22 protein-coding genes are annotated in these 25343 nt (G+C 63.1%); 16 read left to right on the top strand and 6 right to left on the bottom strand.

All coding sequences use genetic code 11. The features are described 5' to 3' along the window. Positions 1-66: 66 nt before the first annotated feature. The 3 genes from ACWGXF_RS12500 to ACWGXF_RS12510 form a co-directional block, all read right to left on the bottom strand. Complete coding sequence (locus tag ACWGXF_RS12500; RefSeq protein ID WP_256630402.1) at positions 67-1551, bottom strand: efflux transporter outer membrane subunit; 1485 nt, start codon at positions 1549-1551, stop codon at positions 67-69. Positions 1552-1611: 60 nt separating this feature from the next. Beyond that, complete coding sequence (locus ACWGXF_RS12505) at positions 1612-2187, bottom strand: MarR family winged helix-turn-helix transcriptional regulator (RefSeq protein ID WP_012838247.1); 576 nt, start codon at positions 2185-2187, stop codon at positions 1612-1614. A gap of 220 nt (positions 2188-2407) precedes the next feature. Further along, on the bottom strand, positions 2408-2878 hold the full coding sequence (locus tag ACWGXF_RS12510) for a CopD family protein (RefSeq protein WP_039048689.1): 471 nt from the start codon (positions 2876-2878) through the stop codon (positions 2408-2410). 155 nt (positions 2879-3033) lie between these two features. Between ACWGXF_RS12510 and ACWGXF_RS12515 the strand changes: the two genes are divergently transcribed. Further along, positions 3034-3282 (top strand): hypothetical protein, encoded by a 249-nt coding sequence (locus ACWGXF_RS12515; protein WP_012838249.1) that lies wholly within the window; start codon positions 3034-3036, stop codon positions 3280-3282. 106 nt (positions 3283-3388) lie between these two features. On the opposite strand, the gene katG is transcribed toward ACWGXF_RS12515, so the two are convergent. Next, on the bottom strand, positions 3389-5590 hold the full coding sequence (katG, locus tag ACWGXF_RS12520; protein ID WP_452101979.1) for a catalase/peroxidase HPI: 2202 nt from the start codon (positions 5588-5590) through the stop codon (positions 3389-3391). Positions 5591-5932: 342 nt separating this feature from the next. Beyond that, positions 5933-6475 (bottom strand): PAS and helix-turn-helix domain-containing protein, encoded by a 543-nt coding sequence (locus ACWGXF_RS12525; protein ID WP_003055436.1) that lies wholly within the window; start codon positions 6473-6475, stop codon positions 5933-5935. Between the two features lie 74 nt (positions 6476-6549). Between ACWGXF_RS12525 and ACWGXF_RS12530 the strand changes: the two genes are divergently transcribed. The 7 genes from ACWGXF_RS12530 (at position 6550) to dnaE (ending at position 16055) form a co-directional block, all read left to right on the top strand. Further along, positions 6550-7248: a CoA transferase subunit A gene (locus ACWGXF_RS12530; RefSeq protein WP_003079441.1), complete on the top strand. Its 699-nt coding sequence runs from the start codon at positions 6550-6552 to the stop codon at positions 7246-7248. 3 nt (positions 7249-7251) lie between these two features. Beyond that, positions 7252-7728: a DUF3806 domain-containing protein gene (locus tag ACWGXF_RS12535; RefSeq protein WP_012838251.1), complete on the top strand. Its 477-nt coding sequence runs from the start codon at positions 7252-7254 to the stop codon at positions 7726-7728. A gap of 30 nt (positions 7729-7758) precedes the next feature. Then, complete coding sequence (locus ACWGXF_RS12540) at positions 7759-8397, top strand: 3-oxoacid CoA-transferase subunit B (protein ID WP_039048691.1); 639 nt, start codon at positions 7759-7761, stop codon at positions 8395-8397. Between the two features lie 197 nt (positions 8398-8594). Further along, complete coding sequence (locus ACWGXF_RS12545) at positions 8595-9947, top strand: HD-GYP domain-containing protein (protein ID WP_452101980.1); 1353 nt, start codon at positions 8595-8597, stop codon at positions 9945-9947. A gap of 283 nt (positions 9948-10230) precedes the next feature. Then, positions 10231-11154 (top strand): translesion DNA synthesis-associated protein ImuA, encoded by a 924-nt coding sequence (gene imuA, locus ACWGXF_RS12550; RefSeq protein WP_256630404.1) that lies wholly within the window; start codon positions 10231-10233, stop codon positions 11152-11154. Between the two features lies 1 nt (position 11155). Further along, the gene (locus tag ACWGXF_RS12555) at positions 11156-12652 is read left to right on the top strand and encodes a DNA polymerase Y subunit UmuC family protein (protein ID WP_256630405.1); all 1497 of its coding nucleotides are present in this window, start codon (positions 11156-11158) and stop codon (positions 12650-12652) included. Then, positions 12645-16055, top strand: a complete 3411-nt coding sequence (gene dnaE, locus ACWGXF_RS12560; protein ID WP_452101981.1) for a DNA polymerase III subunit alpha — start codon at positions 12645-12647, stop codon at positions 16053-16055. Before ACWGXF_RS12555 ends, dnaE begins: the two co-directional genes overlap by 8 nt. A gap of 36 nt (positions 16056-16091) precedes the next feature. Here dnaE and ACWGXF_RS12565 read toward each other — a convergent pair whose 3' ends face one another. Then, on the bottom strand, positions 16092-17000 hold the full coding sequence (locus ACWGXF_RS12565) for a LysR substrate-binding domain-containing protein (RefSeq protein WP_012838257.1): 909 nt from the start codon (positions 16998-17000) through the stop codon (positions 16092-16094). Between the two features lie 114 nt (positions 17001-17114). Between ACWGXF_RS12565 and ACWGXF_RS12570 the strand changes: the two genes are divergently transcribed. The 8 genes from ACWGXF_RS12570 to ACWGXF_RS12605 all read left to right on the top strand — a co-directional run bounded on the left by ACWGXF_RS12570 (position 17115) and on the right by ACWGXF_RS12605 (position 25221). Next, positions 17115-18101, top strand: a complete 987-nt coding sequence (locus tag ACWGXF_RS12570; RefSeq protein WP_256630407.1) for a Bug family tripartite tricarboxylate transporter substrate binding protein — start codon at positions 17115-17117, stop codon at positions 18099-18101. Then, positions 18098-19345, top strand: coding sequence for a CaiB/BaiF CoA transferase family protein (locus ACWGXF_RS12575; protein WP_256630408.1), 1248 nt, complete (start codon positions 18098-18100; stop codon positions 19343-19345). The genes ACWGXF_RS12570 and ACWGXF_RS12575 overlap by 4 nt, the downstream gene beginning before the upstream one ends. Further along, a complete protein-coding gene (locus ACWGXF_RS12580) occupies positions 19342-20571 on the top strand; it encodes a CaiB/BaiF CoA transferase family protein (protein WP_256630409.1) in 1230 nt (409 codons plus the stop codon). The genes ACWGXF_RS12575 and ACWGXF_RS12580 overlap by 4 nt, the downstream gene beginning before the upstream one ends. Before the next feature lie 25 nt (positions 20572-20596). Next, positions 20597-21106, top strand: a complete 510-nt coding sequence (locus ACWGXF_RS12585; RefSeq protein ID WP_004340712.1) for a MaoC family dehydratase — start codon at positions 20597-20599, stop codon at positions 21104-21106. A gap of 79 nt (positions 21107-21185) precedes the next feature. Further along, positions 21186-22178 carry a Bug family tripartite tricarboxylate transporter substrate binding protein gene (locus ACWGXF_RS12590; RefSeq protein WP_004340715.1) on the top strand — a complete coding sequence of 331 codons (993 nt, stop codon included), beginning with the start codon at positions 21186-21188 and terminating at the stop codon, positions 22176-22178. Positions 22179-22192: 14 nt separating this feature from the next. Continuing rightward, complete coding sequence (locus ACWGXF_RS12595) at positions 22193-23350, top strand: acyl-CoA dehydrogenase family protein (protein WP_039048700.1); 1158 nt, start codon at positions 22193-22195, stop codon at positions 23348-23350. Between the two features lie 14 nt (positions 23351-23364). Then, positions 23365-24402 carry an acyl-CoA dehydrogenase family protein gene (locus ACWGXF_RS12600; RefSeq protein WP_452101982.1) on the top strand — a complete coding sequence of 346 codons (1038 nt, stop codon included), beginning with the start codon at positions 23365-23367 and terminating at the stop codon, positions 24400-24402. 30 nt (positions 24403-24432) lie between these two features. Beyond that, complete coding sequence (locus ACWGXF_RS12605; RefSeq protein WP_256630411.1) at positions 24433-25221, top strand: crotonase/enoyl-CoA hydratase family protein; 789 nt, start codon at positions 24433-24435, stop codon at positions 25219-25221. The last annotated feature ends 122 nt before the right edge of the window (positions 25222-25343 follow it).

Consider the following 25343-nt stretch of genomic DNA (forward strand, 5'->3'; position numbering starts at 1 on the left):
GTGTTTTTGCCTTGAATTCAATGGCAGTAAAGCGGTAGCAGCTATTGATTTTGTTGAGTTCGATGTCTATTGCAGTGCAACAGTCGGGGTGTCGTCGCTCCAGCCACCGCCCAGGGCTGCGGCCAGGGCCACGCGGGTATCGAGCTCGCGTGCCTGCAGGTCCACAGCCAGGCGACGCTGGTTGATGAGCTGGGTTTCGGTGTTGAGCACGGTGATCTGACTGCCCAGGCCGGCCTGATAGCGCTGCACGGCAAAGTCATAGGCCCGCTCGGCCTTGGACAGCGACTCGGTTTGCAACTGCTGCTGGCGCTGCAGCGATTGCACGGAGGCAATCGCGTCGCCCGCCTGCTTGACGGCATCGAGCACGGCGCCGTTGTACTGGGCGATGGCGGTGTCGAGATCGGCCTGTTTGCCGCGCAACTGGGCGCGCAGGCGCTTGCCGTCGAAGATGGGCAGGCGCAGCGCAGGCGTGATGCCCATCTGGCGCGAGCTGCCCTGCAGCAGATTGTCCAGGCCCAGCGCGTTGAGGCCCACAAAAGCCGTCAGATTCACATCGGGGTAGAAGTCGGCCCTGGCCGATTCAATGCCTTGCGTGGCCGCTTCCACGCGCCAGCGCGCGGCCACCACATCGGGGCGGCGGCCCAGCAGATCCGCGCCCAGAGCCTGCGGCACGGGCTGGATGCGCAGCACCGACAGTCTGGGCGAGAGCGCATTCTGTGCATCGGGCGCCTGGGCGCAGAGCACGGCAATCGTGCGGCGCGCCAGCGTGATCTGCTCGCCGAGCATCTCGATCTGGGTCTGGGCATCGGGCATGCCGGCCTGGGCCTGGGTCAGTTCCACCTGGCTGTCCAGGCCCGCTCGGGTGCGCTGCTCGCTCAGGCTCAGCAAGGACTGGCGCTGGCCCAGCGTGCGCTCTGCCACTTCCTTCTGGGCAATCAGCCGGGCCAGGGCGATATAGCTGCGTGCCACCTGTGCGGCCAACTGGTTGGCGGCGGCGGCGCTGTCGGCCCTGGCGGCGCGCGCCTGGCCCAGCGCGGCCTGCAGGTCCGCGCCATGCTTGCCGAAGAAGTCGGGCGACCAGGACAGGCCGGCCTGCAGATTGCCGCTGTTGTAGATATTGCCCGCAATCGGGGCGGGAATCATGCCGTTGGCCGTGTAGCGCTGACGTGTGGCATCGGCGCTCAGCGTGCCGCGCACATCGCTGGCCGTGCTGCTGGCCGTGGCCAGGGCTGCGGCTTTTTCAAAGCGTGCGTTGCTGGCGGCCAGGCTGGGGCTGCCGGCCAGGGCCTGATCGATGAGTTGATTGAGCCGGGCATCGCCCAGACCTGTCCACCATTGGGAGGAGGCGAGTGCCGTGGCGTCCGCAGCGCTGAGGCTGGCGGAGTCGTTCAGGCCGACATCGGCCGAGCCCAGTCGTGTCAGCGGCTGGTGCGCCGGCCCTTGCGAGGCACAGCCTGCCAGCGCGAGCACGGCGGCCAGTGCTGCGGTTGCCAGCAGCGGGCGACCAGGGGCTTGCTCTGCGGCGGGTTTGCGTGAAGGTCTAGAGGTCATGGAAAAGTGCCAGTGGTTTTTATTGAAATAGGGCGGTAAAAAAGTAGGCAGCAGGTCAGCCTAGTCCCCGGGGTCGCGGCCTGCCTCGTTCGTTTGGATGGGGGGCTTGCCAGGCTCCTGGGTCAGGGCCTCTCGAAGCGCATCGCCGTTGACCAGCATGCGCTGCAGCATGGACAGCATCAGCGTGCATTCGCTGTGGCTGAAGCCGCGCAAATGGCCGTTGAGCACCTTGGTCAGAACCTTGGGCACCTGGGTGGCGACGCTACGTCCCTCCTCGGTGAGCACCAGGTGCACCACGCGTCGGTCGGTGGTGGAGCGCTCGCGGCGCAGCAGCCCCTTGGCCTCGATGCGGTCCAGCGCGCGCGTCACCGAAGCCGGGTCCATGCCCAGGTCCTTGGCCAGCGTGCTGCTATTGGTGTCGGCGCAGATCAGCAGCTTGTACAGCGGCAGCCATTGCACATAGGTCAGTCCTTGCTCGGCCAGCTGGGCGTCGGCCAGCTGCAGGATGGAGCTGAGCACGCGCCGCATGAGAAAGCCAATGCTTTTGTCCGGCGCGTAGACCCCTGCCTGGTAGAAGAAGCTGGATTCGTCCTGCGGGTCGATGATGGGGTCGGTCTGGTTTTGCAATGGCGCCACCAATATTTGCTTGGTCAATGATTGAGTTGGCAATTATTGTGCAACTGCAAAAAAATGTCAGCAAGGTTTTGAATGGAGCCGGACCTGCCTGCGCAGTCTCTGTTTTTGTTGCTATGGAAACAAAAGCAGTTTGAGCATTGTTGGTATGCGCTAAAGCCTTGTCGGACTCATAAAAAAAGCCCGGCCATGAAGACCGGGCTTGCTGAAGGCTGCTTCAGGCTCAGAGCGGCACGCGCAGCACGACCACGATCACCAGACCCAGGGCCAGATTGAAGGAGACCCATTTGCGGATGCTCTCCAGTGCCTTGCCGCCTGCGGGCCAGTCCTTGAGCTGCACGGCCGCATCCAGGCGCTTGAACAGCGCAAAGCGGATATGACCGAACACGGCCATCATCACCAGGCCCAGAATGCTCATCACGATCCAGTTGACCGGCATATTGAACTGGCCGCCGGCCTGGGCGGCCATGGCGTGAATGCTGCCAATCATGCCGATGCCGGTGGCCAGCACGACGACCACCAGCACGAGGACCCAGGCAAAAAAGCGCTGCAGCACGCCATGCATCAGCGTCACGCGCTCGGGTGGTTGCAGGCCCTGGACGGCAGGACGCAGAAAGAAATGTGCGAAGAACATGCCGCCCACCCAGATGATGATGGCCAGAAGGTGCAGAAGTTTGAACAGGATGAAAAGCATGGTTTGTGGGGCTTGATTGGGGAGACATCGCAAGCCTAACGGAGATCGTCCTACGGGTGGAACACACAGGCCGAAATAGCAGGACTTTCGCTTTGCCCAGGTCTGATTAGACTTGGCTGTAATCCACAACAGCCAGCAATGGCGCAGGAGTCCTTATGTCAGAACAAGCCACCGTCGTCGCCTTCAAGCAGTCTTCCGGACGGGTCGCCTTGCGCACAGGCAACGGCCGCTTTGTGCTGGCCGAGCAGACCGATTCCAGCGCGCTGCGTGAAGGACAGAGTCTGAACGGCAATATGAGCGAGTTCGGCCCGGAGGTCTGGAGCGATGACAGCGGGCAAAATCATTACGAAGTCTTTGTGCTGGGCTGGGATCTGTCGCAGGAAGCGGTCGAGCTGGAGATGTGATGTGTTGATCCTGAAAAAACAGCTGCCAGCGCTTGATTGACAGGCGCTGGCAGCTTTTTCTTTTTGGATTTTCCTGGAGCCGGGGCTTTCACCCCGGCGCGCCCTGTTACTTCTTCAGGTCGAAGCGGTCCAGTTCCATGACCTTGACCCAGGCAGCGACGAAGTCCCGGTAGAACTTCTGCTCGTTGCCCTTTTCGGCATAGACCTCGGCCACGGCACGCAGAATGGCGTTGGAGCCGAAGACCAGATCCACGCGGGTGCCGGTCCACTTCTTGGCGCCGCTCTTGCGGTCCACGCCTTCGTAGTTGCCATCCTCAAGGGGCTGCCACTGTGTGCCCATGTCCAGCAGGTTGACGAAGAAGTCGTTCGTCAGCTTGCCCGGAGTCTGGGTCAGCACGCCGTGGTTGCCTGCGGTGTTGATGTTGATGGCGCGCAGGCCGCCGATCAGCACGGTCATCTCGGGGGCCGTGAGCGTCAGCAACTGGGCCTTGTCGATCAGCAGGGCTTCGGCAGGTGCCGGGAAACGTCCTTGCAGGTGGTTGCGGAAGCCGTCGGCCTTGGGCTCCAGCGGCGCAAAGGATTCGGCATCGGTCTGCTCGTCGCTGGCGTCGCCGCGGCCGGGAGTGAAGGGCACGCTGATCTTCACGCCAGCGTCTGCGGCTGCTTTTTCAACGCCCGCGCTGCCGGCCAGCACGATCAGGTCGGCCAGCGAGATGCGCTTGTCGCCGTCGGCAGCCTTGTTGAACTCGCGCTGGATTTCCTCGAGCTTGCCCAGTACCTTGGCCAGTTGCGCAGGGTTGTTGGCGGCCCAGTCCTTTTGTGGAGCCATTCGGATGCGGGCACCGTTGGCACCGCCGCGCTTGTCCGAACCACGGAAGGTGGAGGCCGAGGCCCAGGCCGTGGCCACCAGCTCCTGCACCGACAGGCCCGATGCCAGCAGCCTGGCCTTGAGGGCGGCCACATCGGCGTCGTTGACCAGTTCATGCTTGGCGGCGGGGATGGGGTCTTGCCAGATCAGCTCTTCCCGGGGGACTTCTGGGCCCAGATAGCGTGCACGCGGGCCCATGTCGCGGTGGGTCAGCTTGAACCAGGCGCGGGCAAAGGCTTCGGCAAAAGCCTGCGGGTTTTCGAGGAAGCGGCGCGAGATCTTCTCGTAGGCCGGGTCCATGCGCAGCGACAGGTCGGTGGTCAGCATGGTGGGCTTCTTGTTGGGACCGCCATGCGCGTCGGGGATGACATCGCCAGCGTCCTTGGCAACCCACTGAATGGCACCCGCAGGGCTTTTTTCCTGCACCCATTCATACTTGAACAGGTTCTCGAAGAAGAAGTTGCTCCACTGTGCAGGAGTCTGGGTCCAGGTCACTTCCAGGCCCGAGGTGATGGCATCGCCGGCCTTGCCGGACTTATAGCTGCTGGCCCAGCCCAGGCCCTGGGCTTCCAGGCCGGCGGCTTCGGGCTCGGCGCCCACATGGCTGGCGGGGCCCGCACCATGGGTCTTGCCGAAGGTGTGGCCGCCGGCGATCAGCGCCACGGTTTCCTCGTCATCCATGGCCATGCGGGCAAAGGTGTCGCGGATGTCATGCGCGGCCGAGAGGGGGTCGCCATTGCCGTCCGGGCCTTCGGGGTTGACATAGATCAGACCCATCTGCACGGCGGCCAGCGGGTTCTCGAGGTCGCGCTCGCCGCTGTAGCGGCTGTGCGGGTTCTGGGTGGGGGCCAGCCATTCCTTCTCTGCACCCCAGTACACGTCCTGATCGGGTTCCCAGGTGTCCACGCGACCGCCACCGAAGCCGAAGGTGCGAAAGCCCATGGTTTCCAGTGCGACGTTGCCGCACAGCATCATCAGGTCGCCCCAGGAAATCTGGTTGCCGTACTTTTGCTTGATCGGCCACAGCAGGCGGCGCGACTTGTCGATGTTGACGTTGTCGGGCCAGCTGTTGAGCGGCGCAAAGCGCTGCTGGGCGCGACCCGCGCCGCCGCGACCGTCCTGAATGCGATAGGTGCCGGCTGCGTGCCAGGCCATGCGGATGAACTGGGGGCCGTAGTGGCCGAAGTCTGCAGGCCACCAGTCCTGCGAGTCGGTCATCAGGGCACGCAGGTCGCGTTTGACGGCTTCATAGTCCAGCTTCTGGAAAGCCTGGGCGTAGTTGAAGTCTTCACCCAAGGGGTTGCTTTTGGCGGAGTGCTGGCTCAGCAAATCCACGCGCAGCTGATTGGGCCACCAGTCCTTGTTGCTGGTGGCGTTGCCTGCGGCGACGGTTTCGCTGTTCTGTCCTTGGTGGAAGGGGCACTTGGATTCAGTAGTCATGGGGCTCTCCGTTTCAACGATCCGACAGGTCGGTAGGTCCAGGAAACAGATATCAATCAATGATTGATATCAATCAATTCAACTCAATAGCTATTAGCGATTGGTTGAGATGAATTATCGATGCGCGGCTGGCCTGAAGGGCGTGTTGTGCTATTGAAATTACTAAGCAGCGCCATAGGAAGAAATATGGGTCGAGTCCTTGGCCGACGGGAAGTCGGGCGAGGAGACTGCGCAAAGTGACTGAGATGCTGACGTTTTGAGCGTATGCGAGGCGACCGGTTTGCACAAGCAGGGGCGCGCAAATCAGGTGCTTGACCTACCTGTGTCATCTGCGTCTGAGGCTTATCCGGCCACCAGTTTGTGCACCAGATCGGCCGCCGTGGAGGCGCCGTATTTGCGCATCAGCCGGGCGCGGTAGATTTCCACGGTGCGATGACTGATGGCCAGTGCCTTGCCTATTTCCTTGCTGGTCATGCCTTCGAGAAGACGTGCAGCGACTTCGCGTTCGCGGCCTGTGAGCTCGGCCTTGACGGGGCGATGGGCCGAGAGGTCCTCGAAGCTCCAGATGCCCGAGGCATGGGGATCGTTTCGGTCCAGCGTGCGGCCGCTGACATGACACCAGAACACCTCGCCATTGGCGCGCTTCATGATGCGGTTGTCGGAATAGATGCCTGTGGTGTTGAGAATCGGGGCAATGCGCGCGCCCAGGCGCTCGTATTCGTCAACGCTGGGATAAAGCACCTGAAAGGTCTGTCCTATGAGTACTTCGCGCGATGCATGGAACATTTCACACAATTGCCGATTACAGTCAATCATGATGCGGTTGCGCGAGATGACGAGACCTACAGGGGCGGCGTCGAACGCCAGCCGGTAATCCACAACCATGGTACTGCTCTTTACGAAAAACTACTTACTTAAGTACGTAGTATCGTAGCGCATCCAATTTCAAGGAGACATGTGTGAAAAAGCTCTACCCATCCGCAGAAGCGGCGCTGCAGGGCGTGGTGTCCGACGGGCAACTGCTGGCCGTTGGCGGCTTCGGCCTGTGCGGCATTCCCGAGGCCCTGATCGATGCGGTTTGCGCCAGCGGCGTCAAGAACCTCACGGTGGCATCCAACAACGCCGGCGTGGACGGCTTTGGTCTGGGCAAGCTGCTGGACACCCGCCAGGTCAAGAAGATGATCTCCAGCTATGTGGGCGAGAACAAGGAGTTCGAGCGCCAGTACCTGGCCGGTGAGCTGGAGCTGGAGTTCACGCCTCAGGGCACGCTGGCCGAGAAGATGCGCGCCGGCGGCGCCGGTATTCCTGCCTTCTTCACCAAGACCGGTGTGGGCACGCTGGTGGCCGAGGGCAAGGAATTGCGCGAATTCGATGGCGAGACCTATGTGATGGAGCACGCGATCGTGGCCGATGTGTCCCTGGTCAAGGCCTGGCGCGCGGACAAGAGCGGCAATCTGCAGTTCCGCCTGACGGCGCGCAACTTCAACCCTGCGGCAGCCACCTGCGGCAAGGTCTGCGTGGTGGAGGTCGAGGAGTTGGTGGAAGTGGGCGAGATCGCTCCCGACGACATCCATCTGCCCGGCATCTATGTGCACCGCATCGTGCACAACGCCAATCCCGAAAAGCGCATCGAAAAGCGCACCGTGCGCGAAGCCTGAAACATGGCGGATACGTCCTATTCGCCCGAGGCTGCCGCCCAGGCCGACGTACCGGTCTTTCGTGCGCTGGCTGCGCAGGAGCTGGAGCAACTGGAGCGCGAACGCTTGCTGGTGTGCCAGGTCGCGGCCCGTGAACTGGGGCTGAGCGACTGGAGCATGGATCGCTCTGGCCTGGCGCAGCTGCAGCCGCTGCTCGATCGTGGCCTGGTGTCGGCCGACAACCTGCTGCTGGCCCGAGGATTGGGTGTGGTGCTGGGGGACGCGCTGAGCTGCGAAATGGACGATATGGACTGGCATATGGTGAGCGACGACTGGGGAACCGACCCCGTTGTGCGCTACCGCGAAACCAGCATCCAGGTGGGGGCTCGCGACATGGTCCTCAAACGGCTCGAAGACGGCCAGAGCGTCGATCTGCTGCACTTGCTCGATGGTGTGATTTCGCACCTGCAGCCCATGATCGACTCCGGCGACTACCAATAACGTCAATCAAGATTTATTCAGGAGGCTCTTATGCCCTGGACTCAAGACCAGATGGCCGCGCGCGCGGCCCAAGAACTCGAAGACGGCTTCTACGTCAACCTCGGTATCGGCATTCCCACGCTGGTGGCCAACCACACGGGCGACAAGGAAGTGTGGCTGCAGTCCGAGAACGGCATGCTGGGCATCGGCCCCTTCCCGACCGAGGACCAGGTCGACGCCGATCTGATCAATGCCGGCAAGCAGACCGTGACCACGCTTCCCGGTTCGGCCATTTTCGGCTCTGATCAGTCGTTTGCCATGATTCGCGGCGGCAAGATCAATCTGTCCATTCTGGGCGCCATGCAGGTGTCCGAAAAAGGCGATCTGGCCAACTGGATGATTCCCGGCAAGATGGTCAAGGGCATGGGCGGCGCCATGGACTTGGTGGCGGGCGTCAAGCGCGTCATCGTGCTCATGGAACATGTGGCCAAGAAAAAGGACGGCACGACCGACCTGAAGATTCTGCCCAACTGCACCCTGCCGCTGACGGGTCTGGGCGTGGTAGATCGCATCATCACCGATCTGGGCGTGATGGACGTGACCCCCGAAGGCCTGAAGCTGGTGGAACTGGCCGATGGCGTGAGTTTTGACGAGATCCAGTCCAAGACTGGTGTGACGCTGCTGAAATAAGCGGCGCTGCGCTCACGGGCAAGAACCGCTGCGGCGGTTCTTTTTTTGCGCCTTTTTCTGCAGCATTGGCAGAATTAATAGCTGTCGGGGTCGATAGGGCAAGCGATGCAAGCTGTTTTTGCTTTAATTGTGGCCCACAAATTATTGCAATCTGCAACAATCGAGTTTGATTGAGCAGACAGAAACAGAGCGCTTTGATGAGTGAGAACGCTGGTGCGCAAGGGCACGAGACCGATGTACATTTTTTGCGCGCAGTCACCGATATGGCCGAGCATACGGAGGTCATGACAGGCGATGCAATCTATACCGATAAGGGCATGAAACTGGTGGACAAAGGCACACGTGTTGACAGTCGTCTCTATGACCGTCTGGTCATGCACAAGCTGCGTGACCCGATCGATGCCAACCTGATCACGGGCGACCTGGTCGACGTGACATCCCTGGTCGCTCTGGCGCGCCAGCAATGCGAACAGGTCGATCTGCTGCATCGCATGGTGGCGTCCATCGGCGATATCGAGCGTCTGCTGGCGCCGCTCAAGAGTCTGCTGCTGCCCCAGGCCATTGCCTTCAAGCTCACCGTCATGCGCGAGCAGCGCAGTGACCTCTACCAGCACAGTCTGCAGATGACGCTGGTGGCGATCTTTCTGGCGCTCAAGAACGGCTGGACCGAGCGCGAATGCGTGCCGCTGGCCACGGCCGCGCTGCTGCACGATGTGGGCATGCTCTATATGGACCCGGTCTGGACCGACCCGGACCATCGCTTGAGCGGCGAGGAACGCAAGCATCTGGTCGCGCATTCCGTTACCGCCATGCTGGTGGTGCGCAGTACCGAACTGTATTCGCGCGCCGTGGAAATCGCCGTGCTCGAGCACCATGAGCGCATGGATGGTTCCGGCTATCCGCGCGGCATCAAGGGCAACGCCATTTCGCCCATGGGTCAGGTGCTGTTGCTGGCCGAGGTGGTCTCGGCCTTCTTCGAGAAATTCACGGACATGCCGGGCCAGCGCCTGTCGCTCATGCTGCGCATGAACCACAAGAGCTATCCGGCCGATCTGGTGCACCTGATTCTGCCGCTGCTCTACGACGAAATCAGTCCCGGCAAGCCACTGGCGCCGCTGCAGGCCGAGTTCTCCCACAGTATTGCGGCTCTGGAGGCTGCGCTGCGCAAATGGAGCGAACTCAGGCGCGACTTTCCCGAGCACTGGCAGCAAATGCCCGATGCGCAGGCGGCGGTGGCCGTGGAAGCCAGTCTTGCGCAACTGCAAAAACAGCTGGCCGAGGCAGGCGCTCACCCCAGCCAGCAGCTGGACGTGCTGAGCTATTTCAAGGACGACGCCTTGGGCATGAGTGAGCTGGCCCTGGTCAACCGCGAGGCCCTGTGGCAGTTGCAGGCCATCATGAACGACTGCCTGCGCCGCTGGCCCACGCTGGGGCAGGGCGGCTCCACGCTGGAAGTCGCCGTGGCCGAATGGTGCGAGGCCTGTGCTCAGTTGATGCCGCAGGCAGGCCGCAGCTCGGCCATGAATGCCGACAGGCAGTCGCTCAATTGAGGACATTGACTGCGAGTTTTGCCCAGGACGGCTGGCCTCAAGTTTGATAGCGGCAGGCGCTTGATTGACAGGCGCTAAACCGGTATTTCTTCAAAATTCTGTGCATCACGCCGCAGCGCGGCATGCTTTGCTGCGTCTGCTTGCGCTATCCTGAAAAAGTATTTTTGATAGCGCACGACGTCCGATCTACAAGGGTCGACTGTATCTGCTGCCGATATTAAGGTCTTGTTTTGCGCGGAAACTTGGATAACTGTATATTTGTACAGTAATCAAGAGCTTTCGCATGCATACCCAGCCCATGACATCCTTGGCCCATCCTGGCTCACCGCCCGGCATGACGGAGTCTGTCCGGCAGCAAACAGGTGCAGAGCAGGGCGTGCGGCCGGGTCTGCCCGCTGCGGGCAGCCCGCATTTGTCCACCATACAGATTCCCGGTGTCTGGCGCGGCACGGACTGGCAGGCGGGCGTTGGCTCTCAGGTCTGGCCCAGCGGTCATGCTGCGCTGGATGCCGAGCTGCCGGGCGGCGGCTGGCCCGGCAATGCCTTGATTCAGCTGCAGCAACCAGCGCACTGCCATGCGGAGTGGGCCTTGCTGTTGCCCGCGCTGGCCGCCCGTGTCCGGCAGCATGCGGCTTCACGCGCGGATTCAGGGCTGGGCCAACTGGTGCTGGTGGCTCCACCCTATCTGCCTTTTGCCCCGGCATTGCAGGCCGCCGGTATTGACGCCAAGCGGCTGTGCGCGGTGCAGCCGGGGCGCAGTGCCCAGGATCTGGCCTGGGCCTGCGAGCAGGCTCTGCATTGCCGGGATGTGCTGGCGGTGCTGGCCTGGTTGCCCGAACTTCCCGCGTCCACGCTGCGCCGCTTGCAGCTGGCCGCCGCTTCGCAGGGCCGGCCTCTGTGGCTATGGCAGGAGCTGCAGGCCGAGTCGCGCAGCTCCCCCGCCGCATTGCGGTTGAGACTGGAGAGAGCTACGACAGTCTTCGCTGCTCAGCAGGCGCCGGGTTTGCGGATACAGATACTGAAGCGCCGTGGGCCTTTGCTGGAGCGCCCCGTACAGCTCGCGCTTTCGCAGTGGGCCTGGCAGCCCGTGCTGCAGGCGCAGGCCCAAAGACATGCGCGCCAGAGCGAGGAGGCTGCCATGCTCATGCAAGGGCGCATGACAGTCGCCGCTCCTGCAACGGCCTCGCCTTGGATGACGGAGGCATGAGATGGGCAGTGCAGAGCACTGGATGGCCTGGCCTCTGGCCTGCCTGAGCGAGTCAAGCCCGGTGGCTGAGAGTGCCTGCTGGTGGGCGCTGGAGTTTTCGCCGCGTGTGGCCTTGCTCGAAGACGCCTTGCTCATGGAGACCAGCCTGGTGCAGCGTCTTTGGGGCGGAGCCGAGGTCTTGCTGGCGCGGCTGGACAGTGCTTTTGCGCAAGCTTGTCAGGCTGGCCCCCCGGAGTCCGGGGGCGGCGATGCGGCATTGCAGCCGCTGCGCGGCCAGGGCGGCACGGCCTGGCAGGCTTTGGCACGGCTGCGGCTGCAGCAGGCCCGGCCTTGCGGCTCCGTCCCTGTTTCCCTGTCCATGTCCGAGTCATCGCTGCATGCCGATGCGCTGCCGCTATGGACGCTGAGCGCCCTGGAGCAGCACAGCTCCGTGCTGCTGCGCCTGGGTTGCCGCAGCTGGGGCGATGTGCGAGCATTGCCGCGCGCGGGGCTGTCGCGCCGCATTGGAGCCAAGGCCTTGCGTGCGCTCGACGAGGCCTATGGTCTGCTGCCCCAGCCGCTTGACTGGCTGCAACTGCCCCAGCAATTCCTGCTGCGCCACGACCTGGGTTACCCGGCTCACCATGCCGATGCCGTGCTCCATGCCGCGCAGCCGCTGTTGCGCGCGCTGCAGTCCTGGTTGCAGGCCCGTCACCATGCGGTGCTGGCGCTGCGATTGCGCTGGCACCATGATCTGCGTCGTATCGACGGCCAGGAGCTACCGGCCTGGGAAGCGCTTGTCATCCGCACGGCCCAGCCCACGCAGGGCATGGCGCATTTGCAGCGCCTGTTGCGTGAGCACCTGGGTCAGCAGCGCTGGCGCGCCCCCGTGGACATGCTGGAGTTGCAGGCGCTGGAGACGGTTGCCTGGGCGGCAGAGCCGCTGAGCTGCCTGCCTGCCGCCCAGGGCCAGAGCCCGTCGGACAGTCTGGCCTGGCATGAATGGGTGGAACGCCTGAGCGCCCGCTGGGGCGAGGAGACCGTGCAAATGGTGCAGCCGCGGGCCGATCACCGCCCCGAGCAGATGCAGTGCTTGCAAGCTGCGGCGAAGCTGCTGCAGAGCCAGAGGCTAGGCGGCACCAGGGCCGAGGCGGGAGCCGGCTTCAGGCCACGCCGTCAGCCCGGCTGTGCCGACCCCTGGCAAGCCCTGTGGCCGCCCTGGCTGCTGCCCCAGCCCCAGGCCTTGCCCGTGCAGGACAATCGTCCCCAATGGCATGGGCCACTGCAGCTCAAGGCCGGGCCCTACAGGCTGGAGTCCGGCTGGTGGGATGCGGCTGGCGATGCGTTTGCCGATGCCCAGGCCGGCGCGCCGGTCGGCTTGGCCGTGCGTGACTATTTCGTGGCCTATAACGCCGTGGTCGGCCATGTCTGGATTTACCGCGAGCGCGCCCGTAGCGAACACCTGATGAGCATGACAGCCAGCCCCGCCAGCTGGTTTGCGCAAGGCGTGTATGGCTGAGCAGATCCTGGTCGAGCCGCCCGTTGCCGCACTGCGCCTCGCAGGGCCGCCGCCTGTCGCCATACCGGCCAGCCCCGTGGCTCAGGGCATGGGCAGAGGGCCGCTGGCCTATGCCGAGCTGCATTGCCTCTCGAATTTCAGTTTTCTGCGCGGTGCTTCATCGCCTGCCGAGCTGGTGCACCGGGCCAAAAGCCTGGGCTATGCGGCGCTGGCGCTGACCGACGAGTGTTCGGTGGCTGGTGCCGTGCGGGCCCATGAGGCGGCGCGGGACTGCGACTTGCACTTGATCCATGGCAGCGAATTCGCCTGGGGCTCGTTCAGGATCGTGGTGCTGGTGCGTGATTTGCAAGGCTGGGGCAATCTCTGTGAATTCATCACCGTTGCACGCAGCCGGGCTGCCAAAGGGGAGTATCTGGTCGATGAATCCAGTCCCTGGCAACTGCTGCAGCAAGGTTGCGAATGTCTGCTGCTGCCGCAGCGCGAGCAGCTCAATGCATCGGATTTGATCGCTGTAACCGCTCTTCTGGAAAACGTTGCAGCGCATTTTTCGACAAATAACCTGTGGCTGGGTGTGGAGCTGCATCTGGCGCCCGACGACAGCCTGTGGCTGCAGACCCTGCAGCAGGCAGGCGCGGCGCTGGGCCTGCCGCTGCTGGCCTGCGGCGATGTCCATATGCATGCACGCTCGCGCAAGCCGCTGCAGGATGTGGTCACGGCAATACGCCTGGGGCGCACCGTGGCCGAATGCGGCTTTGCGCTGCAGCCCAATGCCGAGCGGCATCTGCGCTCGCGTCTGCGGCTGGCTTCGCTCTATCCCAGGGTCATGCTGGAGGCGACGCTGGAGCTGGCCGGGCGCTGCAGCTTCAGCCTGGACGAGATCCGCTACCACTATCCTCAGGAGAGCGTGCTGCCCGGCATGACGGCCACGCAGACCCTGGCCTGGCTGACCTGGGATGGCGCGGCGGGACGCTATCCCCAGGGCATTCCCGAGGACGTGCACGATCAACTGCATAAAGAGCTGGCGCTGATCGAGGATCAGAAGTACGAGATGTACTTTCTCACCGTGCATGACATCGTGCGCTATGCGCGCAGCGTCGGCATTCTGTGCCAGGGGCGCGGATCGGCGGCCAATTCTGCGGTCTGCTACTGCCTGGGCATTACGGCGGTAGATCCGGAAAACAACAATCTGCTGTTCGAGCGCTTTATCAGCAAGGAGCGCAGCGAGCCGCCCGATATCGATGTGGACTTCGAGCATGCGCGGCGTGAAGAGGTCATCCAGTACATCTACGACAAATACGGGCGCGACCGCGCCGCGCTCACGGCCGTGGTCAGTTGCTGGCGCAGCCGTAGCGCGCTGCGCGATGTGGGCAAGGCGCTGGGCCTGCCTGCCGATCTGATCGATGCCCTGGCTAAGGGGCAGTATTGGTTCAGCGAGCATGCCCAGGCGCAAGCACAGACGCATGCAGAGGCGGCCGATTCGGCAGAGGAGGACCAGGCGCCCGAAGCACTGCCCGAAGACTGGGGGCAGCGCAAGCTCCAGGAAGCCGAGGTGCTGGCACGCGAAATGAATTGCGCAGTGGGCGCGCATCGGCTGCGCCTCTGGATAGAGCTGGCCTGGCAGCTCAAGGACAGCCCGCGCCACCTCAGCCAGCACGTGGGCGGTTTTGTGCTGACCGAGGGAAAGCTCACGCGCCTGGTGCCCGTGGAGCCTGCCACGATGGCCAAGCGCTCCGTCATACAGTGGGACAAGGACGATCTCGATGTCGTGGGCCTGCTCAAGGTCGATGTGCTGGCCCTGGGCATGCTCACCATGTTGCGCAATGCCTTGAATGAGCGTGCCCGCTGGCGTGGCGAGCCATGGGGGCTGCACCAGATTCCGCAGGAGGATGCTGCGACCTACGAGATGATTTGCCAGGCCGATACCGTGGGTACTTTCCAGATCGAAAGCCGCGCCCAGATGAGCATGCTGCCGCGCCTGCAGCCGCGCACTTTCTATGACTTGGTGGTCGAGGTTGCCATCGTGCGCCCCGGCCCGATTCAGGGCGGCATGGTCCATCCCTATCTGCTGGCACGTGAGCGTGAACGCCGCAAGCTGCCGCTCAAGCTTGAGAAGCCGGAGCTTGCAAATGCGCTCAAGCGTACCTTGGGTGTGCCCATTTTCCAGGAGCAGGTGATGCAGATCGCCATGGATGCTGCCAAGTTTTCGGCCGGCAAGGCTGATGAGCTGCGCCGCTCCATGGCGGCCTGGAAGCGCAAGGGCGGCGTACACAAGTTCGAGCGCCCATTGATCGACGGTATGGTGGCGCGTGGTTACAAGCTGGAATTCACTCAGGCCATCTTTGCGCAGATGCTGGGCTTTGGCGAATATGGCTTCCCCGAAAGTCATGCCTACAGCTTTGCGCTGCTGGCCTATGCGAGCGCCTGGCTCAAGCGCCATGAGCCGGCCATCTTTCTGCAGGCGCTGCTCAATGCCCAGCCCATGGGTTTTTATTCGCCGTCCCAACTGGTGCAGGATGCGCGCCGACACGGAGTGCGCGTGCTGCCCGTCGATGTCTGTCATAGCCACTGGCATTGCACGCTCGAAGCTCCTTTGCAAGCCATGCGCGGCGTGGCCCAGCCCCAGCCGGCCGTGCGCCTGGGGCTGAACCGGGTTGCCAGGCTGGGCAAGGCCGCAGCGCTGCGAATCGAGGGTGAAGCTGCGCAGGCTCCGTGGAAGGACGTGAGCGATCTGGCCATGCGAGCCCGGTTGGACAAGGCGGATATGGAAGCCCTGGCCGCAGCGGATGCGCTGCGCAGCCTGGCCGGTCACCGTCGCCAGCAGATGTGGGATGCTGCTGCGCAGGCCAGCCTGCCGCCTATTTTTGCGCAGGCCGCGATTCATGAGCCAGGGCTTGAGCTGCCCCAGGCCGCCGAGGGCGAGGAAATCATGTTCGACTATGCCGCCACGGGCCTGAGCCTGCGCCGCCACCCGCTGGCCTTGCTGCGTCCCAGGCTGGCGCGCCATGGGCTGAAGACCGCAGCCGAGCTGCGTCATATGCTGCCAGGCCAGAAGGTCCGCGCCTGCGGCATCGTTACCGTGCGCCAGCGACCACCTACCGCCAACGGCACGCTGTTCATCACGCTGGAAGACGAAACCGGCGTCATCAACCTGGTGGTCTGGAGCCAGACCTTTGCGCGCTGGCGCTCTGCGTTGCTGGCCTCGCGTCTGCTGGCCGTGGAGGGCATCTGGCAGCGCAGCACGGCCCCGCAACTGGAGGCGCCGGAATCAGCAGGGAATATGCCTGCAGCCAAGAAAGTGGATGAGCCTGCGGTTCGCCATCTGGTCGTGATGAAGGCCAGGGATGTGACCCGCTGGCTGGGGCGGTTTGCCGAGGTCGGGCTGAACAGCCGGGATTTTCATTGAGCCTGCCGAGGCTGGTGCGCGCTGGCCGCTGCGAATTCAGGACGCTGCCGGCTGCTTGGCAAATTGCAGTGCATGTTCAATGAGCGTCTGCACTGCCCGGCTGCCCGGCGTGAGCGAATGCACCAGCGCAATGCCCACATGAAAGCCCGGAGGATTGTCCAGCAGCGGCAAACACTTCACGCCGCGCGGCTGAACGAGATGCGAAACGCCCGCGACCAGACCCACGCCCAGGCCGGAAGCCACCAGGCTCATGATGGTCTGCACCTGCATGGCCTCCTGGGCGATGCGAGGGGTGAAGCCCGATTGCTGGCAGCGTAGCTTGGCCAGTGCGGCGAGGCTGGGTACCGTGTCCTGCGGATACATCACAAAAGGCTCATGAGCTGCCTCGGACAGGGCGATAGCGTCGCGCTGCGCCAGGGGACTGTTGTCCGAGACGGCCAGCACGAACTCGTCCTGATCCAGCGGCGTGAGCGCGATGCGCTCATCGAGTTCGAGCACGGGGTAGCGCAGCAGGCCGGCATCGAAGCGCCGGCTTGCCAGCCCTTCGAGGATTTCGGCGCTGGTCGCTTCGTAGAACTCCAGCCCTACCTTGGGGTAGCGCTCGCGAAACGAGGGAATCAGGCGCGGCAGCAGTTCGTAGGTGGCCGAGCCGACAAAGCCCAGCCGGATCAGGCCGCCCACGCCTTCCCTGGTATCGCGCACCGCCTGGCGGCATTGCTCGGCATTAAACAGGGTCGCGCGTGCGCTCTCCAGCATGGCCTTGCCGGCAGGCGTCAGCACGACCCCGGTGCTGGTGCGATCGAACAAGGCGCTGCCCAGCTCCTCCTCCAACTTGCGAATCGAGATGGACAGCGGCGGCTGGGCCATATGCAGCTGCTCAGCGGCACGGTGAAAGTTGCCGGTTTCGGCCAGGGCAATGAACTGCTGCAGTTGCTTGAGATTCATTGATATTCAATCGGTATCGGAAACGAAATTTTTAATATTAGACATTAATTTCACGCCTGCCTAAAGTGGGCTCACAAGAAAAACACGGCAGCAATTCCGTATCAGGAGACAAACTTGAAACAAGCACGCAGATACCTGCTGGCGGCACTGCTGGGCTGTGGCCTGCTCGGCGCCGGCATGACCTCCATGGCTCAGGCACCGGCTCAGGGCTTTCCTGCCAAGCCGATCAAGCTCATCGTGCCCTTCGGTCCGGGCAGCGGCACCGACACCTCTGCGCGCTATTTCGGGCGCAAGCTGCAGGAGCTCACGGGCCAGCCCGTGGTTGTCGAAAACAAGGCCGGAGCCAACGGCTTCATTGCCGTCAAGCAGGTGCTGTCTGCGCCCGCCGATGGCTATACCGTATTCATCGGCAGCAACTCGACGCTGGCGGTCAATGCGGCACTGTTCAGGCATCTGCCCTACGACCCCTTAACAGACTTTGCGCCGCTGACCATGATGATGCGCTCGCCCGCCATGCTGGCCGTCGCTCCCCAAGCGACCTACTCCGATCTGAAAGGCCTGATCAACCATGCCAGGGCCAACCCGGGGAAGGTGAATTTCGGGGCCGGCTCGGCCGGCTATCAACTGATGGGCGAGCTGCTCAACGACGCTGCCAGGATCGAAACCGTGCATGTCCCGTTCAAGGGGGCGGGGGAAACCACCACGGCCGTCGCTTCAGGGACGGTGGACTACACCTTCGCAGAGGTCACGGCAGTCCAGGAGCTGGCCCGGGGAGGGCGTGTCAAGATCCTGGCTGTGGCCTCCGACAAGCGCGTGAGCACCTCCCCCGAGATCCCCACGGCCACCGAGGCCGGTCTGCCCGGATTCGAGGCCTACACCTGGGTGGGTGCCATGGTGAGCGCCAGGACGCCGGCGGCAGAGACTGCCAGGCTCGCCGAGCTTTTCACCGCCATCTCGAAGATGGATGAAACCCGTGCCTTCTACGAGCGTCTGGGAGCCATTCCCATGACCGGCGGCCCGGCACAGATGCATGAATTCCAGAAGAACGAAATCGCGCTGTGGAAGCGCATCGTCGTCAAGGCAAAGGTGCCGCTGCAATGAAGGCATATGACAGCCAGCCGGCACAGGCGCTGCAGCACATCAAGGTGCTTGATCTTTCAAGGGTTCTGGCAGGCCCATGGGCGGCGCAGACCCTCGGGGATCTGGGAGCCGAGGTGATCAAGGTGGAAAGACCGGGCACGGGTGACGACACGCGTGCCTGGGGGCCGCCTTATGTGGCCGATGCCGAGGGCCAGCCGACGGGGGAGTCGGCCTACTATATGTGCACCAACCGTAACAAGCAGTCGATTTCCGTGGACTTCACCCGCGGCGAAGGCCAGGAGATCGTGCGTCAGCTGGCGGCTCGATGCGATGTGCTGATCGAGAACTTCAAGACTGGCGGTCTGGCGCAGTACGGACTGGATTACGCGAGCCTCAGTGCCCTGAATCCGCGTCTGGTCTACTGCTCGGTCACGGGCTTCGGTCAGGACGGTCCCTATGCACACCGTGCGGGCTATGACTTTCTGATCCAGGGCATGGGGGGGCTGATGAGCATCTCGGGCCATGCCGACGGCCAGCCTGGAGGCGGTCCCATGAAGGTGGGTGTGGCGCTGACCGACATCCTCACCGGGCTATATGCCAGCACGGCGATTCTGGCGGCTCTGCAGGCCCGCGAGCATACGGGGCGCGGCCAGCACATAGATCTGGCTTTGCTCGATGTCGGCGTGGCCTGTCTGGCCAACCAGAGCATGAACTATCTGTACGGGGACCAGGTGCCGCAGCGCATGGGCAACGCACATCCGAACACGGTGCCCTACCAGGAGTTCCCGACCGAAGACGGCCACATGATTCTGGCCGTGGGCAATGATGGCCAGTTTGCCCGTTTCTGCCAGGCGGCAGGCAGGGACGAATGGGCCGAGGACGAGCGCTTCCGGAGCAATACGGCGCGGCTGGCCCATAGAGCCGAGCTGGTGGAGATGATCCGCCGCGTGACGCTCACGCGCAGCACCAGGGCCTGGGTGCAGTTGCTGGAGCAGCATGCCGTGCCTTGCGGCCCCATCAACACGGTGCGTGAGGTGTTCGAGGATCCGCAGGTCAGGGCTCGCGGCATGCAGATCGCCATGACACACCCCAAGGCAGGCCAGGTGCCGCTGGTCGCTAGCCCCATCCGTTTGTCGGACACACCGGTGACGTATCGCCATGCACCGCCTCAGCTGGGCCAGCACACACTAGAGCTGCTGGAGCGCCATCTGGGTCTCTCTGTTCAGCAAATGCAGGCCTATAGGGACAGCGGAGTATTGGGATGAACAGCCAGGAATCGTTGACGCACACGCGCATCGCGGGCCAGGACCAAGCCCTGGGGGCATTGTTAGGGGTGCGGGTGCTGGACCTTTCCAGCGTGATTTTCGGCCCCATGGCCAGCCAGGTGCTGGCCGACTACGGTGCCGAGGTGATCAAGATCGAGCCGCCGCAGGGCGACTCCACGCGCCACACCGGCCCGGCGCTGGAGCCTGGCATGGCTGCAATGTTCATGGGCTCCAACCGCAGCAAGAAAAGTGTGGTGCTGGACCTCAAGCAAGAGCAGGCTCAGGCCGCGCTGCATGCGCTGTTGCAAGGCGCAGATGTGCTCATGCACAGCATGCGCCCGCAAAAGCTGGCCAGGCTCGGGCTCGATCCGGACAGTCTGCGCAAGCAATACCCGCGTCTCATCTATGTGGGCCTGCACGGTTTTGGCGAAGACGGCCCCTATGCCGGGCAGCCTGCATATGACGACGTGATCCAGGGCATGAGTGGCCTGGCCGATCTCATGCAGCGCCAGACGGGCGAGGCCCGCTATCTGCCCACGATTGCGGCCGACAAGACCTGCGCTCTGGTGGCCGCGCATGCGGTGCTGGCGGCGCTCTACCAGCGCGAGCGCAGGGGCGAGGGCAGCTATGTGGAAGTGCCCATGTACGAAACCATGGCGGGCTTCAACCTGGTGGAGCATTTCTACGGCATGCATTTCACACCCGCACAGAGTGGCGCAGGCTATCCGCGCGTGATGGCGCCCTGGCGCAAGCCCTACCGAACGCTGGACGGCCATGTCTGCCTGATGCCCTACACCGATGCGCACTGGCGCCGTTTCTTTGCGGCCGTCGGTCAGCCCCAGCTGGCACAGGACCAGCGCTTTGCCACCCAGGCGATGCGCACCCGCCACATCGCCGAGCTGCTGGAGACGATGAGCGGCTACGTGGCGCAAAAGGACACCGCCTATTGGCTGGCCAGCTGCGAACAGCTGGAGATTCCAGCCGCCCCGGTGACACGCATGGACGATCTGCCCCATGACCCGCACTTGCAGGCCACCGGCTTTTTTGTCGAGAAGAAAGACGCAGCGATGGGGGTTGTGAAATTTCCGCGTTCGTCCGTGCGCATCAACGGCAGCCAGCCACCCATAGGCATGCCCCCGCGCCTGGGCGAGCACACACAGGCATTGCTGCGCGAGGCAGGCTGGGACGACGCGCGCATTGCGGCCTTGCAGTCGAAGGACTGCTGAACAAACAGCATGAAGCGGAGACAGAATGAGCGTGAGCAATTTGATTTCATCCACTGAAAACCGTGCCGCAGCGCTGGCAGACACGCCGCGCATGGGCCAGGGTTTTGTCTGGCAGGACCTGCGCGTAGGCCAGCAACTGCGCACCTTTCGCCGTACGGTGACCGAGACCGATCTGGTCAACTTCATCAACACCACAGGCATGCTCGAGGCGATCTTCATCGAGGACGGCTATGACGGCGGTGCCATTCAGGGCCGCGCGGTGCCGGGCGCGCTCACCTATACCTTGATCGAAGGCTTCATCCTGCAAAGCATGATCCAGGGCACGGGCCTGGCCATGCTCGAGTTGCACCAGAAGATTCTGGCTCCTGTGGTGGTGGGCGACACCATTGAGGCGCTGGTCGAAGTGATCGACATCAAGCCAACGAGCAAAGGCGGTCGCGCAGTAGTGAGCTCGCGGATCGAGGTCTACAACCAACGTCACCAGCAGGTGATGGCCTATACCGCCGTGCGCCTGCTGGCCGGCCGTGGGGCTTAGATCCGCGCTGCCGCGGATGCCGTTGCACCGGTGCGTACTTTCCAGTGCGCCGAGATGAGAAAACTACAGGAGACACAAGATGAGTTATCGATTTTCACGTCGGTCGTCGCTGCTCGCCGTTGCCGCGCCGGCCGTTGCCGCGCTGGCCGTTTGTGGTGCGGCGCAGGCGCAGGACAACTGGCCCAGCAAGCCGATCACGCTGATCGTCCCTTTCCCGCCCGGCGGTCCCACGGATATGGTGGCGCGGGTGCTGGCGCAGCAGGTAGGCCAGCAACTGGGGCAGTCGGTCATCGTGGACAACCGGCCTGGTGCCAACGGCAACATCGGCAATGCGCTGGTGGCCAAGGCGCCAGCCGACGGCTATACCGTGCTCTACAACACTTCTTCGATTGCGCTCAGTTCGTCGCTCTACAAGAAGATGAGCTATGACGTGACCAGGGATCTGCGCCCGGTGGCCTTGACGGCGGTGGTGCCATTGGGGCTTGTCGTCAATCCCAAGGTGCCTGCCAACACCGTGCAGGAGCTCGTGAAGTACGCGCAGGAGCACAAAGGCAAGCTCTCCTACGGCTCGGCTGGCAACGGCAATGTCACGCACCTGGCGGCTTTTCAGGTGGTGCAGCACTACAACATGGATGCAAGTCATGTGCCTTACAAAGGCAGCGCCCCCGCCGACGTGGACCTGGTGGCTGGCCAGATCGATTTCATGACCGACACCATCAATTCGGTGGCGCCTTTCATCAAGGACGGCAGGCTCCGGTTGCTGGCCGTCAGCACGGCCGGACGGATTCCCAATTTCCCCAATGCGCCTACGTTGGCCGAAAGCGGCATGACCGGATTCGAGGCCGGAGCCTGGCAAGGCGTGATGGTGCCCGCCAAAACACCTGTTGCGGTCGTGGAACGCCTGAATGCCGAGCTGATGAAGGCGCTCAAGGATCCGGGAGTGCTGGAGAAGCTGCGCGTGCAGGGTGCGGAGCCGCTGGGGTCTACGTCCAAAGCGTATGGCGACTACATCCAGAGCGAAATCAAGCGCTGGGCAGGCGTTGTCAAAAGCACGGGCGTCTCCCTGGACTGAGAGAAAGCAAGACGATGACCATTCTCGATGGACTGAGCCTGACAGGCATCCCGCCGGAAGGCGAGGCACTGCGCGCCGAGGTGCGTGCTTTTCTGCAGGACGCGGTCAAAGACATTCCTGCGCATGTCCGTGCCAAATCCTGGAGCGGATATGACCCGGCACTCAGTCGCAAGCTGGGTGAAAAGGGCTGGATCGGCATGACCTTGCCCAAGGCTTATGGCGGAGGCGAGCGCAGCGCGTTCGCCCGCTATGTGCTGGTGGAGGAGTGTCTGAACTTCGGTGCGCCTGTAGGTTCGCACTGGATTGCCGACCGCCAGAGTGCGCCGCTGATCCTCAAATATGGTACAGAAGCACAAAAGCAGTTCTACATTCCCAGAGTCTGCCGGGGAGAGGTGTTTTTCTGTATCGGCATGAGCGAGCCCAATGCCGGCTCGGATCTGGCAAGTGTGAGGACTAGAGCGGTTCCCAACGAGCAGGGCTTCTTGCTCAATGGCCAGAAGATCTGGACCACCAACGCGCATCACTGCCAGTACATGATTGCTCTGGTGCGAACCTCCGGCAGTGCCGAGGACCGTCACAAGGGCTTGTCGCAAGTCATCGTGGACCTGACATTGCCCGGTGTGACGGTGCGTCCCATCCAGGATCTATCGGGTGACAGCCATTTCTGCGAGGTTTTTTTCGAGAATGTGCAACTGTCGGCCGATGCGCTGATCGGTGCCGAAGGTCAGGGCTGGGAACAGGTTACCGCCGAACTCGCTTTCGAGCGCAGCGGCCCGGAGCGCCTTTTCTCCAGCATCGTGCTGTTCGATCAATGGCTGCAGTATGCACGTACGCCGCAGGGACGCACCGAGTCCGGCATGCGGCTTGCGGGCAAGGTGCTGACGCAACTGGCACCGCTGCGCGCGATGTCGGTATCCGTGCAGCAGAAGCTGACCCAGGGAGCAAGTCCTGTCGTCGAAGCCGCGCTGGTCAAGGAGCTGGGCACGACACTGGAGCAGATGATCCCGGCAGCCATTGCCGAGGAGCTGTTTGCCCGGCCGGCCGAGGATGTACCGGTGGAGCTGCTGCTGACGCTCAAGTACGTCACTGAAGCTTCTCCCTCGTTTTCCTTGCGCGGTGGCACGCGTGACATTCTGCGCGGCATGATCGCCCGTGGACTGGGTTTGCGCTGATCGGAGACAAGTTCATGAGCAATAACGATTTGTTTGCAGATGCCGCGCGCAAGGTGCTGGCAGACTGGTGCACCCCTCAGGTGATTCGCGAGATCGAGAGCGCCGGTAGCCGCTCGGTGGCCGTCGCCCGGCTATGGCAGCAGCTGGAGGAAACCGGCCTGGCCGATGCCTTGCTGGCCGAAGAAGAGGGCGGCGCCGGTCTGGGCTTGGGTGAGATATTTGGCGTGCTGGAGCAGTGCGGAGCCCATGCCCTGCCTCTGCCTCTGGGAGAGACCATGCTGGCACGGGCCATGCTGGCGCAGGCGGATATGGCTTGCCCGGCCGGCAGCATTGCGCTGGCGCAGGGTACGGTGCAGGCCGATGGAGGTTTGCATTGCGCGCTGGTGCGAGGCGGGCAAGTAGCGGACTCGGTGCTCGTTCAATTGCCAGAAGAAGCCGGGGTCTGGTATCTGCTGAGCGTGTCAAAGGCTGGGCTTGCGCCACACGCTATGGCACTGGACGCGTCGCTGACCTGGTCGCCAGAGCAGTTGCGGGCCGCCGGCGTCATCCGGCAAGGGCCGCAATTCGATGCCCGGAGCCTGCAGGCCGCCGTGGTGGCCGCGCAGATGGCGGGGGCCATGCGTGAGGTGTTCCAGCGCAGCTTGCAATATGCGAACGAGCGTCAGCAGTTTGGGCGTGCTATCGGGAAGTTCCAGGCGATCCAGCATCAGCTGGCAGTCATGAGCGAGCATGTGTTTGCCGCCCGCATGGCGGCTCAGCTCGGTTGCAGCGGTGACGGCATCGAGCCTGACAGATTGCGTGTGGCCGTTGCCAAGGCACGCTGCAGCGAGGCGGCTTTGGTGGTCACGGAGCTTGCGCATGCGATTCATGGTGCGATTGGCTTCACCGAGGAATATGACCTGCAGCTGTTTACCCGCAGACTGCATGCATGGCGCCTGACGGCCGGCAGCGAAGCCTATTGGCAGGCATTGGCCGGACAGGCCCTGATGTCGCACGAGGGCATGACACTGGATCTGATCCGGCGGATCACCGATGTCGAGGCCCTGGCTTGAAGCAGCTCAACAACTATGGAGACCTGGAACATGGCATTTCTGAATATTGAACGCGATGGCGGTATCTTGACCGTCACCATGAATCAGCCCGAGACACGCAATGCGCTGACCGGCAATACGGCGGTGGCGGAATTCGTGCAGCTCTGCGCAGACGTGCGCCTGGACGCCAGCGTGAAGGTGCTGATCCTGACCGGCGCCGGCTCTATTTTCAGCTCCGGCGGCAATGTCAAGGACATGAGACGCTATTTCGATGACGCACTCACTCCCGACATGATTCGCGAGGAATACCGCCAGGGCATTCAGCAAATTCCAAATGCCCTCTACCAGCTGGATGTTCCTGTGATCTGCGCGGTCAACGGCCCGGCCATCGGCGCGGGTCTGGATCTGAGCTGCATGTGCGATATCCGGATTGCATCGGAGAATGCCACTTTTGCGGAGAGCTTTGTTCGTGTGGGCATTGTTCCCGGTGATGGCGGGGCCTGGTTGCTGCCGCGTGTGGTGGGGATGTCAAAGGCCAGCGAAATGGCTTTCACGGGAGAGGCGATCAGCGCAGGCCAGGCATTGGCCTGTGGTCTGGTGAGCCAGATCGTGCCTCCGGATGAACTGCTGCCGGCAGCCAGGGCATTGGCACTCAAGATTGCTGCCAATCCGGGCGGGGTGATGCGCATGACCAAACGTTTGCTGCGCGAGGGCCAGAGCGCCACGCTGGCTTCGCTGCTGGAAATATCGGCCGGGTATCAGGCAATTGCCCATAAAACGGCCGATCATCGTGAAGCCGTGACGGCCTTTGTCGAGAAGCGGGCTCCCCGCTTCTCATGAGCTGGCAGGTTTGCGTAGGCAGACCAGGTAACAAAGACAGCAAGGGCGCATTTTGCGCCCTTGCTTGTTTTGGCGAAGGCAGCAGCGCCTTGCTTGCTGAGATGATGTTTCGGGTCGGCCAA

The sequence above is a fragment of the Comamonas sp. HJ-2 genome, from assembly GCF_053615495.1.